15 protein-coding genes are annotated in these 17,346 nt (G+C 69.8%); 8 read left to right on the plus strand and 7 right to left on the minus strand.

The annotated features are described in order from the left end of the window. Position 1 precedes the first annotated feature (1 nt). Together H7694_RS00720 and H7694_RS00725 are read left to right on the plus strand one after the other, a co-directional pair. The gene (locus tag H7694_RS00720) at positions 2–1,423 is read left to right on the plus strand and encodes a glycoside hydrolase family 1 protein (protein ID WP_193597690.1); all 1,422 of its coding nucleotides are present in this window, start codon (positions 2–4) and stop codon (positions 1,421–1,423) included. Positions 1,424–1,550: 127 nt separating this feature from the next. Then, positions 1,551–2,546, plus strand: a complete 996-nt coding sequence (locus tag H7694_RS00725) for a LacI family DNA-binding transcriptional regulator (protein ID WP_193597691.1) — start codon at positions 1,551–1,553, stop codon at positions 2,544–2,546. 107 nt (positions 2,547–2,653) lie between these two features. Here the strand turns inward: H7694_RS00725 and H7694_RS00730 are convergent, their stop codons facing one another. Next, positions 2,654–3,292, minus strand: a complete 639-nt coding sequence (locus H7694_RS00730; RefSeq protein WP_193597692.1) for a GntR family transcriptional regulator — start codon at positions 3,290–3,292, stop codon at positions 2,654–2,656. Positions 3,293–3,602: 310 nt separating this feature from the next. On the opposite strand from H7694_RS00730, the gene H7694_RS00735 reads away from it, so the two are divergent. The 5 genes from H7694_RS00735 to H7694_RS00755 are packed head-to-tail and all read left to right on the plus strand — an operon-like array spanning position 3,603 to position 9,858. After that, positions 3,603–4,880: an NRAMP family divalent metal transporter gene (locus H7694_RS00735; RefSeq protein ID WP_193597693.1), complete on the plus strand. Its 1,278-nt coding sequence runs from the start codon at positions 3,603–3,605 to the stop codon at positions 4,878–4,880. A 33-nt stretch (positions 4,881–4,913) separates the two neighbouring features. Continuing rightward, positions 4,914–5,708 carry a LamB/YcsF family protein gene (locus H7694_RS00740; protein WP_193597694.1) on the plus strand — a complete coding sequence of 265 codons (795 nt, stop codon included), beginning with the start codon at positions 4,914–4,916 and terminating at the stop codon, positions 5,706–5,708. Between the two features lies 1 nt (position 5,709). After that, the gene (locus tag H7694_RS00745) at positions 5,710–6,510 is read left to right on the plus strand and encodes a putative hydro-lyase (protein ID WP_193597695.1); all 801 of its coding nucleotides are present in this window, start codon (positions 5,710–5,712) and stop codon (positions 6,508–6,510) included. Further along, on the plus strand, positions 6,510–8,153 hold the full coding sequence (locus H7694_RS00750; RefSeq protein ID WP_193597696.1) for an urea amidolyase family protein: 1,644 nt from the start codon (positions 6,510–6,512) through the stop codon (positions 8,151–8,153). The genes H7694_RS00745 and H7694_RS00750 overlap by 1 nt, the downstream gene beginning before the upstream one ends. Continuing rightward, the gene (locus tag H7694_RS00755; RefSeq protein WP_193597697.1) at positions 8,122–9,858 is read left to right on the plus strand and encodes an acetyl/propionyl/methylcrotonyl-CoA carboxylase subunit alpha; all 1,737 of its coding nucleotides are present in this window, start codon (positions 8,122–8,124) and stop codon (positions 9,856–9,858) included. Before H7694_RS00750 ends, H7694_RS00755 begins: the two co-directional genes overlap by 32 nt. A gap of 616 nt (positions 9,859–10,474) precedes the next feature. On the opposite strand, the gene H7694_RS00760 is transcribed toward H7694_RS00755, so the two are convergent. From H7694_RS00760 to H7694_RS00785, 6 genes are all read right to left on the minus strand, one after another. After that, positions 10,475–10,933: a CinA family protein gene (locus H7694_RS00760; protein ID WP_193597698.1), complete on the minus strand. Its 459-nt coding sequence runs from the start codon at positions 10,931–10,933 to the stop codon at positions 10,475–10,477. A gap of 453 nt (positions 10,934–11,386) precedes the next feature. After that, a complete protein-coding gene (locus tag H7694_RS00765; RefSeq protein WP_193597699.1) occupies positions 11,387–12,715 on the minus strand; it encodes a uracil-xanthine permease family protein in 1,329 nt (442 codons plus the stop codon). A gap of 179 nt (positions 12,716–12,894) precedes the next feature. Beyond that, a complete protein-coding gene (locus H7694_RS00770; RefSeq protein WP_193597700.1) occupies positions 12,895–13,758 on the minus strand; it encodes a phosphoribosylaminoimidazolesuccinocarboxamide synthase in 864 nt (287 codons plus the stop codon). Between the two features lie 122 nt (positions 13,759–13,880). Continuing rightward, a complete protein-coding gene (locus H7694_RS00775; RefSeq protein WP_193597701.1) occupies positions 13,881–14,378 on the minus strand; it encodes a hypothetical protein in 498 nt (165 codons plus the stop codon). 17 nt (positions 14,379–14,395) lie between these two features. Further along, positions 14,396–14,767, minus strand: a complete 372-nt coding sequence (locus tag H7694_RS00780) for a PH domain-containing protein (RefSeq protein WP_193597702.1) — start codon at positions 14,765–14,767, stop codon at positions 14,396–14,398. Between the two features lie 21 nt (positions 14,768–14,788). After that, a complete protein-coding gene (locus tag H7694_RS00785) occupies positions 14,789–15,793 on the minus strand; it encodes an Ltp family lipoprotein (RefSeq protein ID WP_193597703.1) in 1,005 nt (334 codons plus the stop codon). A 258-nt stretch (positions 15,794–16,051) separates the two neighbouring features. On the opposite strand from H7694_RS00785, the gene H7694_RS00790 reads away from it, so the two are divergent. After that, the gene (locus H7694_RS00790) at positions 16,052–17,311 is read left to right on the plus strand and encodes a sensor histidine kinase (protein WP_193597704.1); all 1,260 of its coding nucleotides are present in this window, start codon (positions 16,052–16,054) and stop codon (positions 17,309–17,311) included. Positions 17,312–17,346 lie beyond the last annotated feature (35 nt).

Below are 17,346 nucleotides of genomic sequence, written 5' to 3' on the forward strand. Positions count from 1 at the left end.
CATGACCCGACCCTTCCCCGAGAAGTTCCTCTTCGGCGCCGCGACAGCGGCCTACCAGATCGAGGGGGCGGCCTTCGAGGACGGACGCACGGCATCCGTCTGGGATGCGTTCACGCGCGTGCCGGGTGCGGTCGTCAACGCCGAGAACGGCGACGTCGCCTGCGACCACTACCACCGCTACCCGCAGGACGTCGCGCTCATGAAGCAGCTCGGCCTGCAGGCGTACCGCTTCTCGACGTCATGGTCGCGGGTGCGCCCCGACGGCGGTGCGGTCAACGAGCAGGGCCTCGACTTCTACAAGCGCCTCGTCGACGAACTGCTCGACGCCGACATCGTGCCGTGGCTCACCCTGCACCACTGGGACATGCCGCAGGCGCTCGAGGAGCGCGGCGGCTGGACCAGCCGCGCGGTCGTCGACCGGTTCGTGGAGTACGCGCTGAGCGTGCACGACGCGCTCGGTGACCGGGTGCAGCACTGGACCACGATGAACGAACCCTGGTGCTCGTCGTTCCTCTCCTACACCGCCGGCGTGCACGCGCCGGGGCGCACCAGCATCCTCGACGGCCTGCTGGCCTCGCACCATCTGCTGCTCTCGCACGGCCGTGCCGTGCAGGCGCTGCGCGAGCGCGCGCCGGGCCTCGATCTGGGCATCACCCTGAACCTCACGTTGGCCGAGCCCGCCGACCCGGACGACCCGCTGGATGTCGACGCCGCCCGCCGCATCGACGGGCAGTTCAACCGGTGGTTCCTCGACCCGATCTTCCGCGGTGCGTACCCGGCTGACATCGTCCGTGACATCCGCGAGGTGGATGCCGAGGCCGTATCGGCCTGGCAGGATGCCGTGCAGCCCGAAGACCTGGATGCCATCTCGACCCCGCTGGACGCACTGGGCATCAACTACTACCACGGTGAGATGCTGTCGGGGCACCCGCAGCCGGGCGTCGAGGGCAACCCGCACGAGACCGACGGGCAGGAGCGCCCCACGGCGTCGCCGTTCCCGTCGCACGAGGGCATCCACTGGGTCGAGCGCGGCCTGCCGCGCACCGACATGGACTGGGAGGTGCAGCCCGAGGGGCTCACCCGCCTGCTGGTGCAGGTCGGCGAGGAGTATGCGCCCGGCGTGCCGCTGTACGTCACCGAGAACGGCGTCGCCTACGACGACGTCGTCGAGGCGGACGGTACGGTCGCCGACGAGGACCGCGCCGGGTTCCTGCGTGATCACCTCGCGGCGACACTGGATGCCGTCGAGCAGGGCGCCGATGTGCGCGGCTACTTCTACTGGTCGCTGATGGACAACTTCGAGTGGGCGTGGGGATACGCGAAGCGATTCGGCATCGTGCGCGTGGACTACGACACACAGGAGCGCACGATCAAGGACAGCGGCCGGGAGTACGCTCGGATCATCGCCGCTCGCGCGATCTGACCCTCTGGGGCCCTGAGCCTGTCGAAGGGCCCTGAGCCCTGCTGGGTCCCTGAGGCTCTCGAAGGGCCCTGAGGCTCTCGAAGGGCCCGCCCGCCCCACCAGTCCCACCGCCCGAGAAGGAGAACCGATGGCCCGCCCCACGATCGAGCAGGTCGCGGCGGCCGCGGGCGTCTCACGGTCCACCGTCTCGCGCGTCGTGAACGGTTCGACCGCGGTGAGCCCCGAGGCGCTCACCGCGGTCAACGACGCGATCTCGCGGCTGAACTACGTGCCCAACCGTGCGGCACGCACCCTCGCCAGCCGGCAGACGCACGCGATCGCGCTGGTCGTGCCCGAGGACACCACCCGGTTCTTCGGCGACCCGTTCTTCGCGGCGATCGTCTCGGGCATCAGCGAGCGGCTCACGCGCTCGGACTACGTGCTCAACCTGCTGATCGCGAGTGACGACCCTGGTGACAAGACGACGAGCTTCGTGCGCAACGGCGGCGTCGACGGCGCGATCATCGTCTCGCACCACACCAGCGACTCGTTCGTCGACCGCATCGCCGAGGCCGTGCCGGTGGTGTTCGGCGGCCGCCCGGCGAGGCCGCACGACAGCAACTTCGTCGTCGACGTCGACAACGTGCAGGCCGCACGCGACGCCACCGACCACCTGATCGGCCTGGGCCGCACGCGCATCGCCACGATCACCGGCCCGCAGACGATGCCCCCTGGGCTCGACCGCCGCCACGGGTACGACGAGGCGCTGGCCGCAGCGGGGCTGGAATCGGCCGGCGTCCACGACGGCCAGTTCAGCGAGGAGGGCGGCGCGGAGGCGACCCGGCGGATGCTGGCCGCCGAGGTGCTGCCGGATGCCGTCTTCGTCGCCAGCGACCTCATGGCGCGTGGTGTGCTCAGCGTGCTGCGCTCAGCCGGCATCCGCGTTCCCGACCAGATCGCGGTCGTCGGCTTCGACGACTCGCAGGTCGCGGTCACGGTCGATCCGCCGCTGACCACGATCCGTCAGCCGACGCATCAGCAGGGGGTCACCATGGCATCCGTGCTGCTCGACGTGCTCGCCGGCCGCGAGCCGGAGCGGGTGACGATCCTGCCGACCGAGCTGGTCGTCCGCGAATCCGCCTGATCGACGCCGAGTCCTACGGCGTCAGCGGACGCCCTTTGCCGTGACCCCGCTCGTGTCCGATGGCGTTCGTCGCCGTCCAGGCGCCGGACGACCAGATCGAGTCGTCGCTATGCCTTGCCCATGCGGGTGAAGGCACCCAGGACCGTGCGCTCGGATGCCATCAGGTAGCGCTCCAGCTCGTCGGCGGCGGCCTCCGGACCGCGCTCCATGAGAGCCGTGAGCACCGCGCGGTTCTTGCGGACGAAGGGTTCGTGCAGTGATCGGGGATCGTCGATCTCAAGGAATACCAGGCGCAGTTCGGCTGCGACATCGCGGTAGGTGCGTGCCAGTCTCGGGCTGTCGGCGAGGGCGACGATCGCATCATGGAAGGCCATGTTCGCACTGCCGACCCGCCGCCAGTCCTCGAGCGGCAGATGGCGCTCGGCATCCGCCAGCGACGCGCGCATGAGCTGCACCGCCGGATGCTCCGGCTCCGACTGCCGCAGCGCGGTGCACTCGATGATCCGGCGGGCCCGGTAGATGTCGATGATGTCGGCGATCGTCGGCGAGGCGACCGAGACGCCGCGATGGGGGACGTGCTCGATGAGCCCCTGCTCGGCCAGTACCCGGAACGCCTCGCGCAGCGTGTTGCGCGACACGTCGAGCTGCTCGGCCAGCGCCGACTCGGACAGGCGCGACCCGGGTGCGAAATCGCCGTCGATGATGCGCTCTCGCAGAACGTCGGCGAGCGGCGCGCGGGTGGTCATGCAACCAGGGTACGGGTGGGTTGCTGAGCCTGTCGAAGCACCCAGTGATGGTCTGGGTGTGTGTGGCTGGGTTGCTGAGGCTCTCGAAGCACCCGGGGTGCAGCTTGGGGCCCTTCGAGAGCCTCAGGGACCCAAGCTGGGTTGGTCAGCCTGACTGCTGGGCTGCTGAGGCTCTCGAAGCACCCAACAGTGCAGTTTGGGCCCTTCGACAGGCTCAGGGACCCAAGCCAAGAATTGTTGAACAATCCGGGCTGATATGTTCTACACTCGGTGTCATCCGACACCCACCAACGACGATGGGACCTCCCTCATGTCCGAGCAGGCATCTGCTTCCCTCTCCGCCGAGGACGAAGCCCGCATCTCCGCCGCGAAGAAGCGCGCGGGCCGCAGTGCCGTCATCGGCGCGATCTTCCTCATGGCCACCAGCGCCATCGGTCCCGGCTTCATCACCCAGACCGCCACCTTCACCCAGCAGCTCGGATCGGCGTTCGCCTTCGCCATCCTCGTCTCGGTGCTGATCGACATCGCCGTGCAGCTGAACATCTGGCGCATGATCACCTCGTCGGGCAAGCGCGCCGGTGAGCTCGCCAACAGTGCCATCCCGTTCTCGGGTCACGTCATCGCCGTGCTGGTGATCATCGGCGGCCTGGCGTTCAACATCGGCAACATCGCCGGTGGCGGGCTGGGCCTGAACGCCCTGCTCGGCATCGACCCGAAGATCGGCGGGCTGCTCACCGGAGCGCTCGCGATCATCCTGTTCCTCATCAAGAAGGCCGGGCGGGTGATGGACATCGTGCTGATCATCCTCGGCATCGGCATGATCGTGATGACCGTCATCGTCGCGTTCGTCTCGCAGCCGCCGGTGGGCGATGCCCTGCGCCAGACATTCGTGCCCGACAGGATCAACTTCGCCACGATCACCACGATCGTCGGCGGCACGGTCGGCGGCTACATCACCTACTCGGGCGCGCACCGCTACCTCGACTCGGGCCACACCGGCCCGCAGCACGCCGGCCCGGTCATGCGTGCGGCCGCCAACGGCATCCTCGTCACCGGCATCATGCGGTACGTGCTGTTCCTCGCGATCCTCGGCGTCGTGGCATCCGGCGTCACCCTCGACCTCTCCGGTCAGGCCGCCAACCCCGCCGGCCAGGCGTTCGGCGCCGTGCTCGGCGACGCCGGCCTGCGCATCTTCGGCGCGATCTTCTGGGCCGCGGCCCTCAGCTCGGTGATCGGCGCCGCCTACACCTCGGCGTCGTTCCTGTCGTCGTTCAACAAGCGCTTCCTGGGCGGCTGGTCGCTGCAGCTGGCCACCGTCGGGTTCATCGTGGTCTCGCTGATCATCTACCTGCTCATCGGCACCGCACCGGCCGCGATCCTCGTGTTCGTCGGCGGCTTCAACGGCCTCATCCTGCCGATCGGCCTGACCGTGTTCATGTACATCGGCTGGTTCCGCCGCGACCTGCTCGGCTCGAAGAAGTACCCGCTGTGGCTGCTCATCGCCGGAACGCTCGTGACCCTGCTGACCTGGTACATGGGCATCGTCTCGGTCGGCCCGATCTTCGCGTTCCTCGGCGTCGGTGCGTGATGATGGCCCCACGCACAAGGAAGGACGGATGACATGGCATCCATCGACCTGAACTCGGATCTCGGCGAGAACACCCCCGACCGCATCGTCGGCGACGACGAGGCGATGCTCGAGATCGTCACCAGCGCGAACGTGTCGTGCGGGTTCCACGCGGGCAGCCCCGAGGGCATCCGCGAGACCCTCGCCGCCGCGGTGCGCAACGGTGTCGTGATCGGCGCGCACCCCGGGTATCGCGACTACGACAACTTCGGGCGCACGAACGTCGAGATCGACTCGGCGACGCTGCAGGCGCACGTCGAGTACCAGCTCGGCTCGCTCGAGGGACTCACCCGTTCGGTCGGCGGCGCGGTCGCGTACGTCAAGCCGCACGGCGCGCTGTACAACACCATCGCCCGTGACGAGCGTCAGGCGAAGGATGTCGTGGCCGCCATCAAGGCGATCGATCCGGGCCTGGTGCTGCTCGGGCTCGCCGGCGGCGTCGTGCTCGACGTGGCACGCCGGGCCGGCCTGCAGGTCGCGGCCGAGGCGTTCGCCGACCGGGCGTACCAGCCCGACGGGCAGCTCGTCTCACGCACCCAGGAGGGTGCGGTGCTGCACGACCCGGCCGCCGTCGCCGAGCGCATGGTGCGCCTGGCCGAGACCGGCGTGATCCGCGCGATCGACGGCACGGACGTGCGCGTCGAGGCGCAGTCGATCTGCGTGCACGGCGACAGCGCCGGTGCGATCGCGATGGCCGCGGAGACGAAGCGGATGCTGCAGGCCGCCGGCATCACGATCGCCCCGTTCGCGGGCCGTTCGGCCACGCCGTTCGACACCGCGGGAGCCTGAGATGACCGTCGTCGCCACCCCCGATCAGCTCGCCGCCGCGCGTGCCGCGCGCCGTGCGTACCGCGAGGGGCTCGCCGAGCCGACCAGCGGGGTGGCGGCGGGTCTCACGCAGGCCAACCTCATCGCCGTGCCCGCCGACTGGGCCTTCGAGACGCTGCTCTACGCGCAACGCAACCCGAAGCCGTGCCCGGTGCTCGAGGTCATCGAGCAGGGCCAGGTCGAATCCGCGCTCGCGCCGGGCAGCGACATCCGCACCGACATCGGCCGGTACCGCATCTGGCGCGACGGCGAGCTCGCCGAAGAGGTCACCGACGCCACGGATGCCTGGGCCGAGCATCCCGACCTCGTCGCCTTCCTCATCGGCTGCAGCTTCACGTTCGAGACCGGCCTCGCCGAGGCCGGCATCCCGATCCGCCACCAGGAACTCGGGCGCAACGTGCCGATGTACCGCACGAACATCGACTGCACGCCCGCCGGCCGGCTGCACGGCGAGATGGTCGTCTCGATGCGCCCGATCCCGGCATCCCGGGTGGCGGATGCCGTGCAGATCTCGGGCCGCACCCCGGCGGTGCACGGCGCACCCGTGCACATCGGCGACCCGGCCTCGCTCGGCATCCTCGACCTGAGCCGCCCGGACTTCGGCGATGCGCCCGAGGTGCGCGACGGTGAGATCCCGGTGTTCTGGGCGTGCGGGGTCACCCCGCAGGCGGCGATCATGGCATCCCGTCCGCCGTTCGCCGTCACGCACGCACCCGGCCACATGTTCGTCACCGACGTGCCCGACGCGGAGTATCTCGTCTGATGCGCATCCTCACGGCATCCGACCGCACCCTGCTCGTCGAGGCCGCCGACCTCGACGAGGCGATGCGGCTGAACCTCGCCTGGGACGGCGTGCCCGGCGTGGTCGAGCGCATCCCCGGCGCCCGCACCGTGCTCGTGCGCTTCGATCCGCTGCGGGTGTCGGCGGCGGAGCTCGCCGCGGTGCTGGAGGCGACCGAGGTGGATGCCGAGCACGTGCCGCACACCCGCGAGGTGACCGTGCCGGTGCGCTACGACGGCGAGGACCTCACCGACGTCGCCGCACTGCTGAGCGTCTCCGCCGAGGAGGTCGTGAACCGCCACCTCGCCGCCGAATGGCAGGTGGCGTTCTCGGGCTTCGCGCCGGGCTTCGGCTACACGGTCTCACCCGACCCGCTCTTCGATGTGCCGCGCCGCTCTTCGCCGCGCACGCGCGTGCCGGCCGGCTCCGTCGCGCTCGCCGGGCACTTCACCGGCGTCTACCCGCGGGAGAGTCCCGGTGGCTGGCAGCTGATCGGACGCACGGATGCCGCGATGTGGGACATCGACCGCGACCCGCCCGCCCTGCTGTCGCCGGGGACGCTGGTGCGGTTCGAGCGCGCTGAGCGGCCGACGGCGCGCGCAGCTGGGTCCCTGAGCCTGTCGAAGGGCCCCGAAACCGCAGACGGGGTGCTTCGACAGGCTCAGCAACCCAGCTCTCACGTCGAGCAACCCAGCTCTCACGCCGTCGAGGTCGTCCGCCCCTCCCTGCAGCTGCTCGTGCAGGATGCCGGCCGCCAGGGCCACGCGGCCCTCGGCGTCTCGGCATCCGGGGTCGCAGACCGCACCGCGATGCGCGACGCCAACCGCGCCGTCGGCAACCGCAGCCGCGCCGCCGTGCTCGAGAGCGTGGGCGGAGCCGAGCTGCGCTTCCACGGTGACGGCGTCGCGGCCGTCGCCGGCGCGATCGGAGAGCTGACACTGACGGATGCCGCAGGCGTGACGCACACCGTGCCGCACGGCATCCCGTTCGCGATCGCCGACGGTGACGAGCTCACGATCGGCCACCCGACCCACGGGCTGCGGTACGTGATCGCCGTGCGCGGCGGCATCGCCGCGGATGCCGAGCTGGGCAGCGTGGCATCCGACACCCTCGCCGGGCTGGGGCCTGCCCCGCTGCAGGCGGGCGACGTGCTGGGGATCGGCGCCGACGCTCCGAACGCGGTCGACCCGTATCCGCTGCCGCGTGCGCTGCCGGCATCCGGCGACCTCATCGAGCTCGAGATCACGCTCGGGCCGCGCGACGACTGGTTCGCCCCCGCCGCGATCCGTACGCTCACCGAGCAGGAATGGCTGGTCACGCCGCGTTCCGACCGGGTCGGCATCCGCCTGCACGGCGACGTGCCGCTCGAACGCGCCGTCACCGGAGAGCTGCCCAGCGAGGGTGCCGTGAACGGCGCGATCCAGGTGCCGCCCGACGGGCAGCCGGTGCTGTTCCTGCCCGACCATCCGCTGACCGGCGGATATCCGATCATCGGAGCCCTCACCGACAGCAGTCTCGACCTCGCCGGTCAGCTGCCGCCGGGGGCCCGCATCCGCTTCCGCATCACCGACCCGTCCCCGAGAAGAGCACCACATGAAGAAGATCCTGATCGCGAACCGCGGTGAGATCGCCGTGCGCGTGATCCGCGCCTGCGCCGAGGCCGGGCATGCGTCGGTCGCCGTGTACGCCGACCAGGACGCGGATGCCCTGCACGTGCGGCTGGCGGACGAGGCCGTGGGCCTGGGCGGCGTCACCGTCGCCGACACCTACCTGTCGATCGACGCGCTGCTGCGCGCCGCCGAAGCCGCGGGGGCGGATGCCGTGCACCCCGGGTACGGCTTCCTGTCCGAGAGCGCCGCATTCGCGCGTGCCGTCGAGGATGCCGGGCTGATCTGGATCGGCCCCAGCCCCGAGAGCATCGACGCGCTCGGCGACAAGATGACCGCGCGGCGCATCGCCCAGCGGGTCGGTGCACCGCTAGCCGCCGGCACCGACCAGCCGCTGGCCGGGCACGACGAGGCTGTCGCCTTCGCCGAGGAGCACGGCCTGCCGATCGCGATCAAGGCCGCGTTCGGCGGCGGCGGGCGCGGCCTGAAAGTGGTCCGCGAGCTGGCGGAGGTGGCGGATGCCTTCGACGCCGCCACCCGTGAGGCGATCGTCGCGTTCGGCCGGGGGGAGTGCTTCGTCGAGCGGTTCCTCGAGAGCCCGCGCCACATCGAGGTGCAGGTGCTCGGCGACGGGCGCGGCGGCGTGGTGGCGGTCGGCGACCGCGACTGCTCGATGCAGCGCCGCAACCAGAAGCTCATCGAAGAGGCGCCGGCGCCGGGGCTGAGTGACGAGCAGCGTTCGCGCATCCACGAGGCCGCCCGGCGCATCTGCGCCGAGGTCTCGTACCGCGGTGCGGGAACCGTGGAGTTCCTGCTCGCCGCCGACGGCACGATCTCGTTCCTCGAGGTGAACACGCGGCTGCAGGTGGAGCATCCGGTCACCGAAGAGGTCACCGGCGTCGACCTGGTGCGCGAGCAGTTCGCGATCGCGTTCGGTGAGGGGCCGTCGCTCGAGGCGACGCCCGAGCCACGAGGGCACGCCTTCGAGTTCCGCATCAACGCCGAGGACCCGGGGCGTGGGTTCCTGCCCAGCCCTGGTGTCGTGTCGGCACTGAGGGTGCCCGGTGGGCCCGGCGTGCGCTGGGACACCGGGATCGAGGCGGGGGATGCCGTGCAGGCCGCGTTCGACTCGATGATCGCGAAGCTGATCGTGCGGGCGGATTCCCGTGAGGCGGCGCTCGTGCGCGCTCGCCGCGCGCTGCGCGAGCTGGTGGTCGAGGGGCCGGCGACGGTCGTGGACTTCGACCGGCTCGCCGTGGACGCGCCCGAGTTCGCGACGGATGGTTTCGCCGTGCACACGCAGTGGATCGAGTCGACGTTGCTGCCGAGGCTCGAGCCGCAGCTGCGTCCGGCGCCGGTCGCCGAGTCGGGGCTGCAGCGGTTTCCCGTCGAGATCGACGGGCGGCGGGTGATGCTCGGGCTGCCGACGGAGTTGCTGACTGGGTTCGCGGCCGGTGCGGGTGTTGATGCCGGGGCGGGTGTTGTTGGCGGGGCGGGTGGGGCTGTCGTGGATCCGGGTGACTTGCGCGCCCCCGTCCCTGGAACGCTCGTACGCTGGCTCGTCGACGACGGTGCGGAGGTCGCGGAAGGTGACACCGTCGCAGTGCTGGATGCCATGAAGATGGAGACTCCCGTCACCGCGCACCGTGCGGGCACGCTGGCACGGTCGGCCGAGGCCGGTGCGATGGTCGTCGCGGATGCCGTGATCGCCCGCATCACCTGACTTCTGCGCTTGGGGCTGGGCCCGTCTGTTCCCCGGGGCATGTCCCATCTGTTGCGGGTGTGCGCTCGGTCGACCCGCATCTTCTGGGACACCTCACCTGGGCATGTCTCAATAGTCGTGGGTCCGCATGCCGTGCACCCGCGCCTTCTGGGACGCCCCGCCGGGGCATGTCCCACTAATCGTGGTTCCGGATGCCCTGCACCCGCACCTTCTGAGACATGCACGCGCGGCGTGTGCGCACCCGGCCTCCGCGCTTACGCCTCACGCGCGTCCGTCGTCATCCTTCCAGGCATGTCCGCTTTGTTGCGGGTGCGGGCCCGGCCGACTGCCATCTTCTGGGACACCCCGCCGGGGCATGTCCCACTAGTTGCGGGTCCGGATGCCGTGCACCCGCGTCTTATGGGACGTGCACGCGCGGCGTGTGCGCACGCGGCCTCCGCGCTTACGCCTCACACGCGTCCGCGGTCATCCTCCTGGGCATGTCCGCTTTGTTGCGGGTGCGGACTCGGTCGACCCGCACCTTCTGAGACACCGCGCCGGGGCATGTCCCACTAGTCGCGGGTCCGGATGCCGTGCACCCGCACCTTCTGGGACATGAGCGTGGGTGGTGGAGGGGTCATGCCTCCGGGGCGTGGAAGGTCAGCATCCGCACGGCCGCCGCGATCGTCGCGGCGAGCACTTCGTCAGGACTCCCGTCGAGCTGCAGATGCCGATGGCCAGCATCCGTCCGCGTCGCCCAGCCGAGGTACACCGTGCCCGGCGGATGCCCTCCGTCGGGTCCGGGGCCGCCGACGCCCGTGGTCGAGACGGCGAGGTCCACTTCGAAGAGCTCGCGGGCGCCGCGGGCCAGCTGCTCGGCGCACTCGGCAGAGCACGGATCCGTCCCAGGCTCGAGTCCGAGCAACCGCTCTTTCACGTCGGTGAAGTAGGCCACGATCCCGCCGGCGAACCATGTGGCGGTTCCTTCGCCGGCCCCGACGTGACCGGCGAGGTTTCCCGAGGTCAGCGATTCGGCGACGGCGATCCGCAAGCCGCGCGTGCGGGCGATGTCACTGAGCTGGTCGAGGTCTTCCATGAGGCACGACGCTACGCGGCGGCCGCCGACGGCGCCACGGGGCTTGACACCGCATCCTGCGAGACGTGCGCGCGGCGGATGTCCCAGAACCTGCGGGTCGATGGCGCACGCACCCGCGTCTTCTGAGACATGCGACCGCAGGATGTCTCAGAACCTGCGGGTGGTTCGCATCCGCACCCGCGTCTTCTGGGACATGCGCAAGGCGGGGCGGGTGAACCTGCCGGCGGAGGGGATGTCTCAGAACCTGCGGGTGGAACGCGTCCGCACCGGCAAGTATTGGGACACGCGACCAGGGGATGTCCCAGAACCTGCGGGTCGTCGGCCTCCGCACCCGCATCTTGTGGGACATGCGACCCCGGGTCGGATCGGGGCGGGGCGCCCAGGCGCCAGCACGAGAACGACGAAAGACCCCGGATACCGCGCAGCGCAGCATCCGGGGTCCTTGGGGTCAGATCAGGCGGGGTCGCCGCCGATCGGACCGACCGCCTCGAGAGGCTTCGGGTCGTCGGCGCCCGACTTGCGCACCCGCGCGATGAGGTTGCCGAGGTGATAGATCAGGATGGCGCCGACTGTGGCGAGCACGATGCCGCCGAGCTGGAAGCCCGAGTCCGGGTCGACGATCTGGAACCCGCCGACCGCGACGATCAGCCCGACCGCGGCGGTGTACTGGTTCACCGGACGCGAGAAGTCCACCCGGTTGTCGACCCAGATCTTGATGCCGATCACGCCGATGAGGCCGTACAGCGCGGTGGTCACGCCGCCGAGCACGCCGGCGGGCACCGAGTTGATCACGGCCCCGAACTTCGGCGACATGCTCAGCAGGATCGCGGTGATGCCGGCCACCCAGTAGGCCGCGGTCGAGTAGACGCGGGTGGAGGCCATGACGCCGATGTTCTCGCCGTAGGTGGTCGTTCCCGAGCCGCCGAAGAATCCGGCCAGCGAGGTCGAGATGCCGTCGGCGATCAGCGCCTTGCCCGTCTGTTTGTTGATCGACGGGTCTTCGACCATGGTCGCGACACCGCGCACGTGGCCGACGTTCTCGGCGATCAGCACGAGCACGACGGGCAGGAACATCGCCATGGCCGTCCAGGTGCCGGGCGAGACGAAGTCGGGCAGATGGAAGCTCGGCAGACCGAACCAGTCCGCAGCCTCGACGGCACTGAAGTCGAGCTCACCGCGAACGGCCGCGAAGATGTACCCCGCGATCACGCCGAGGAAGATCGAGATGCGCCCCAGGAACCCGCGGAACACCACCGCGAAGAGGATGGTCACGGCAAGGGTGAACGTGGCAGTGATCGGGGACAGCTCGTAGTTGCCTCGTGCGGCGCCGGCGAGGTTGAACCCGATGAGCGCGACGATCGTGCCGGCCAGCACCGGCGGCAGGAAGCGGTCGACCCACTTCACGCCGACGGTGTGCACGACGACGCCGATGACCCCCAGCAGCACGCCGACGGCGACGATGCCGGCGAGAGCCGAGCCCATTCCGGCCGTTGCGGTCGCCGCCGTCACCGGGGCGATGAACGCGAACGACGAGCCAAGGTAGCTGGGCAGCTTGTTGCGGGTGACCAGCAGGAACAGGATCGTGCCGACACCGCTGAACAGCAGCGTGGTCGGCACCGGGAAGCCGGTGAGGATCGGCACCAGGAACGTCGCGCCGAACATCGCGACGACGTGCTGCACGCCGATCGCGATGGTGGCGGGCCAGCTCAGGCGTTCTTCGGGGCGGACGACGGCGTCGGGCGCGACGGTGCGACCGTCGCCGTGGATCTTCCACAGCGGCATGCGGGCTCCTCGGGGGATCGGGGCGGGTCGGCCCCCAGCCGTGCGCGGGGCCGAGGAAACACTATCGCGGGATCGGATCTCACCCACCGTCCCGGTGCTCTCCGTCTATATGTCACGAAGTACCGGTATAAGCGGCGGATACCGGTACTTCGTGACATATAGACGGGAGGGGCGGATGCTCAGCCCTTGAGCCGGTCGATCAGCTCGCGGTAGCGGTCGGCGGTGCGCTCGACGATGTCGGTGGGAAGGGCGGGCGGCTCGCCCTGCTTGTCCCAGTTCGCGGCGAGCCAGTCGCGCACGATCTGCTTGTCGAAGCTCGCCATCCGCGCCTCGGGCGTCGCCCCGGTGCGCCAGGTCTCGGCATCCCAGTAGCGGGAGGAGTCGCTGGTGAGCACCTCGTCGGCCAGGCGCAGCACGCCGTCGGCGTCCACTCCGAACTCGAACTTCGTGTCGGCGAGGATCAGTCCGTGCGACTCGGCGATCTCGGCGGCGCGACGGTAGGTGTCCAGCGAGACGTCGCGCAGCTGTGCTGCGCGCTCCGCGCCGACGAGCTCGACCACGCGCTCGAAGGTGATGTTCTCGTCGTGCTCGCCCATCGGAGCCTTGTACGCGGGGGTGAACAGCGGCTCGGGCAGCCGATCGCCGTTCTTCAGACCGGCGGGCAGCGGGATGCCGCACACGGTGCCGCTCTCGACGTACTCGGCCCAGCCCGAGCCGGTGATGTACCCGCGCACCACGCACTCGATCGGCAGCATGTCGAGCGCCATCGCGAGCATGGCGCGGCCGGCCACGGCATCCGGGATCTCTCCCTCGGCGATGTGGTTGGGCACGTCGTCGAGCTTCTCGAACCACCACGTGCTCAGGGTCGTGAGCAGCTCGCCCTTCTGCGGGATTCCGGGGGAGAGCACGAAGTCGAACGCGCTCACCCGGTCGGATGCCACGACCAGCAGCCGCGTGTCGGACGGATCCTCCGAGGCGTACAGGTCGCGGACCTTGCCGGAGTAGATGTGCCGCCAGCCGGGGATGCTCTGTGCTTCGCTCACGCGTACATCATCCCATCCCGTCGCGCCGCACTCCTGCCCCGAGACGAGCGCGAGGCGCGGCCCCTCAGAGCGCGAGGCGCGGCCCCCTCAGACCGCGCCTCACTGTTCCCCTCGTCCCCAGGTCAGTCCCGCGTCAGCGTCAGCGTCTTCGTCGCGCCCTGAATGGTCAGGTCGAACGAGATGCCGCCGTTCGCGAAGCTGAACTCCTTCTCGGTCTCACTCGAGGCGAGCAGCGACTTCTGCATCGCCTCGGTGTCGCCAACCGAGATGAAGGTGTAGGTGTCCTCGCCCGGTTCGGGCGGAGTGAACGAGCCGGCCCAGTACAGAGCGCTGTCCATCGTGCCGCTGAAGGCATCGCCCTCCTCGCCCACCTCGAAGCTCGGCCAGAAGATCTCGATCCGGTCGGTGGTGATCGTGGCGGTGAGTGTCTGCTCGGGGTCGGGAGCCTCGTGCCAGGACCACTCACCCGTGAGGTCGAGCTGTTCCGGCGTGGGCTCGGCGGCGGCCGGGGATTCTCCCGCAGAGCTGCTGCTGGCTTCCGGCGTCGCAGCGGCGGAGCATCCCGTCACTGCGAGAGCAACGGCGATCAGTCCGGCGGCCGCGGAACGGCGAAGGTTCATCGGGATTCTCCTCGTCATCAGTGATCGTTCAGCACGGCCCAGGCGATCAGGCTGTCGATGCGCCGCACGTCGGCGCCCTTCGCGAGCTTGACCTTGATGTGACCGGCCTTGGTCCACAGCTCCAGCTCGGAGTTCCAGTCGAGGGTGCCGGCATTCTCCGACGACCACATCAGGATCGAGCTGTAGGGCAGCGAGTAGATCTCGACCTTCTTTCCCGTGATGCCCTGTGCGTCGCGGACGATGAGACGCTTCGTGGTGAACGTCGCCGAGTCACGGAACGTCTTGAACGAGGTGATCGCCTCCTCGCCCTGCGCCAGCAGTGCGAGCACATCCGGCGGAACCGGGATCTCCTGCTGCAGTGTCCAGCTGAGGATTGCGGAATTCTCCATGGTTGGGTCCTTTCTCGTGGCTCAGTACCCGACAGCGGCCAGTGCGAAGTCGATCTGCTCCGGTGTGAATTTCTCGAATGCCAACTGGTCGGCCAGACCGTCTCGCGAGAAGGCCGACATGTCCGTGTACTGCTTGGCCTTCTCGGCTGCCTCGGCGTTCCAGTCGGCCTCGGCGTTGTCCGCGCCGAATGTGGCGGACTCGGTGCTGTAGCCCTCGAACTCCAGCTGGCTGATGAGTCCGGCACGAGAGAACCCGCTGAAGTTGAGGTAGTCCTTCGCCTTGGCGATGGCATTCGTCTGCTCGACGGTGAGCTTCGGCTTCGGAGGTTCGACAGTGACGATGACCTCGGTGCCCTCTTCGACCTCCTCGCCCGCGGCGATCGACTGAGTTGCGATGACCGAGTCGTCCGTAGCGTCGGCGGGGGCGGTGAAGACGAGCCCGTATGCCTCAGCGATGGGGCGGGAGATGCTGATCCGGGTGCCGACCATGTTAGGGACGATCGCCGTCTCCGGCTCATCGGCCGTAGTAGCGTCCGCATTCTCCTCGGCCGGTGCGCTCGCCGCTGGCGGATCGGCGATCGAAGCCGCGACATCGGGCTTCGGGCTGACGATGTTGAGAATGATCCCCACCAGAATGACGGCTCCTGTGACGATCCATGCGACCTTCTTGTGATCTCCATAGCCCGCCAGCGCACGACCCGAGCGATCCCGGGTCGCACCGGCGAGCACCATGATCAGGTCAACGAGCCACCAGACGCCGATGCCACCGAGGGTTACCAGCTTCAAGATGCCCGTGCCGACCTTGCCCAGGTAGAAGCGGTCGATGCCGAGGTACCCCACCAGCAGCGAGAGCAGCCAGGTGGCGAGGAACGACTTATCGCCTTCGACCGCTCGCTGACCTGCGACCGGTGTCGGAGCCGGTGCTGGGGGCGTGACGGCTGGCGCGGCGACCGTCGAGGTGGGCTGCGGCGGGGTGATCGCACTCGGCGGCGGGGGTGGAGTCGGGCTGCTGTTCTGCTCAGTCATGTGGTTGTCCTCTGTTCGGGTGCAGGGCGCCGGGACGGCGTTCTACACGGATAACCGATGCCCCAGGGGTGGCATCGATGCTCCGCATCAACAGATGTCTATCGGTAGCTGCGGACACGACGTTACGGGCTTCATGCTCTCGTGACGTCGTCGGCGCACGGATCCGCTACCCGGGTAGACCTTCCTCGGCCGTTCGGGGGAGGTCGTAGCGGCCGCTCGGTGGACGTGGACGTCGGATGCCGGCAATACGCTCGTCGTGTGTCGTCATCGAGCATCCCCGCAGCACCGCGCCGTCGCCGCGTGGCGTTCGCGGGCGGCTCCATCGGCCTGATCGTCGGCGGGGTCGTCTTCGACGTCGCGGCGCTGCTCAACGTGCCGGGCGCCGCGCGCTTCACAGATGGCGTCACAGGAGAGGCGAAGGTGACCGACCTCGGCACCGGCCTCGTGCTGCTCGTCATCGCCGCCTGGATCACCGTGATCTGGCGCCGCCGTGCGCCGCTCGTCGTCATGGCGGCCGGCGCCGTGCTCGCCGCCGTCGGCACGTCATACGTGCTGCTGCTGATCGGTGCGGTCGGGGTCGTGCGCCGCACACCAGGACGGATGCCGCTCATCGCCGCGCTGACTTCCGGCGCGGCGCTGCTCTTCGCCGCCCGCGAGGCGTTCACGAGCTGGGGTGCGGCTCTGCCGTGGTACTTCACGACGCGGACCTCGGCACCGAACGAGCCGGTGTGGGTCGTCATGCCCTTCGCCTTCGCGCTGCTCTCCCTCGCGGTGGCGGCGGGGATCGTGCTGTACGGCCGGGTGCGCACGCGCGCCGATCGCAGCGACGAACGGGCAGCCGCCGAGCACCGTCGCGCGGACGCGCTCACCGAGCAGATGGTGAGGCAGGCCGAGCGCGACCGGATCGCCCGTGACATGCATGATGCGCTCGCTCACCGACTGTCCGTGGTCTCCTTGCACGCCGGGGCGCTGGAGGCGGCGGCATCGGCCGGGGTGTCCGGGGGCACGGGCACCGGAGAGATCGCCCGAACCGTCCGGGAGCAGACCCATGCCGCACTGCAGGACATGCGCGGGCTCATCGGCGATCTGCGCGGCACCATGGGAGCAGCGTCGAGCGCGCCCGCATCGATGAAGGCGATCGGTGCTCTGCTGGCAGAGCTGCGCGCCGGCGGTGCGGCCATCACCGCGCACGTGCTGCTCGAGTCCCCCGAACGCGCCGCCGCTCTTCTGGACACCGCGGTGTTCCGCATCCTGCAGGAGGCGCTCACCAACGCGATCAAACACGCCCCCGGAGCGGTGGTGGACGTCTACGTCCAGGCGGAGCCGGGTGTGGGGGCCCGCATCCGCGTCACCAACCCGCTCGCCGTATCCTCGGGCCGCGCACTGGTGCCCGGAGGGGGAAACGGCACCCTCGGCATCCGCGAACGGGCGTCCGCGCTCGACGGCACGGCGTGGATCGGCGAGTACGACCACGCCTTCATCGTCGACGTCACCCTTCCCTGGCAGGAACGCGGATAGCGTCGCGCGTCGTCCCGGCCCTCACGCGTCGGACG

This window comes from Microbacterium sp. YJN-G, from assembly GCF_015040615.1.
GTDB lineage: Bacteria > Actinomycetota > Actinomycetes > Actinomycetales > Microbacteriaceae > Microbacterium.

What these genes read in the sequence shown, in the direction of transcription:
- H7694_RS00760 (WP_193597698.1), bottom strand. Translation starts at nt 10,933, where the DNA reads ATGGAAGACCTCGACCAGCTCAGTGACATCGCCCGCACGCGCGGCTTG.
- H7694_RS00765 (WP_193597699.1), bottom strand. Translation starts at nt 12,715, where the DNA reads ATGCCGCTGTGGAAGATCCACGGCGACGGTCGCACCGTCGCGCCCGAC.
- H7694_RS00750 (WP_193597696.1), top strand. Translation starts at nt 6,510, where the DNA reads ATGCGCATCCTCACGGCATCCGACCGCACCCTGCTCGTCGAGGCCGCC.
- H7694_RS00720 (WP_193597690.1), top strand. Translation starts at nt 2, where the DNA reads ATGACCCGACCCTTCCCCGAGAAGTTCCTCTTCGGCGCCGCGACAGCG.
- H7694_RS00740 (WP_193597694.1), top strand. Translation starts at nt 4,914, where the DNA reads ATGGCATCCATCGACCTGAACTCGGATCTCGGCGAGAACACCCCCGAC.
- H7694_RS00730 (WP_193597692.1), bottom strand. Translation starts at nt 3,292, where the DNA reads ATGACCACCCGCGCGCCGCTCGCCGACGTTCTGCGAGAGCGCATCATC.
- H7694_RS00735 (WP_193597693.1), top strand. Translation starts at nt 3,603, where the DNA reads ATGTCCGAGCAGGCATCTGCTTCCCTCTCCGCCGAGGACGAAGCCCGC.
- H7694_RS00745 (WP_193597695.1), top strand. Translation starts at nt 5,710, where the DNA reads ATGACCGTCGTCGCCACCCCCGATCAGCTCGCCGCCGCGCGTGCCGCG.
- H7694_RS00755 (WP_193597697.1), top strand. Translation starts at nt 8,122, where the DNA reads ATGAAGAAGATCCTGATCGCGAACCGCGGTGAGATCGCCGTGCGCGTG.
- H7694_RS00785 (WP_193597703.1), bottom strand. Translation starts at nt 15,793, where the DNA reads ATGACTGAGCAGAACAGCAGCCCGACTCCACCCCCGCCGCCGAGTGCG.
- H7694_RS00725 (WP_193597691.1), top strand. Translation starts at nt 1,551, where the DNA reads ATGGCCCGCCCCACGATCGAGCAGGTCGCGGCGGCCGCGGGCGTCTCA.
- H7694_RS00775 (WP_193597701.1), bottom strand. Translation starts at nt 14,378, where the DNA reads ATGAACCTTCGCCGTTCCGCGGCCGCCGGACTGATCGCCGTTGCTCTC.
- H7694_RS00780 (WP_193597702.1), bottom strand. Translation starts at nt 14,767, where the DNA reads ATGGAGAATTCCGCAATCCTCAGCTGGACACTGCAGCAGGAGATCCCG.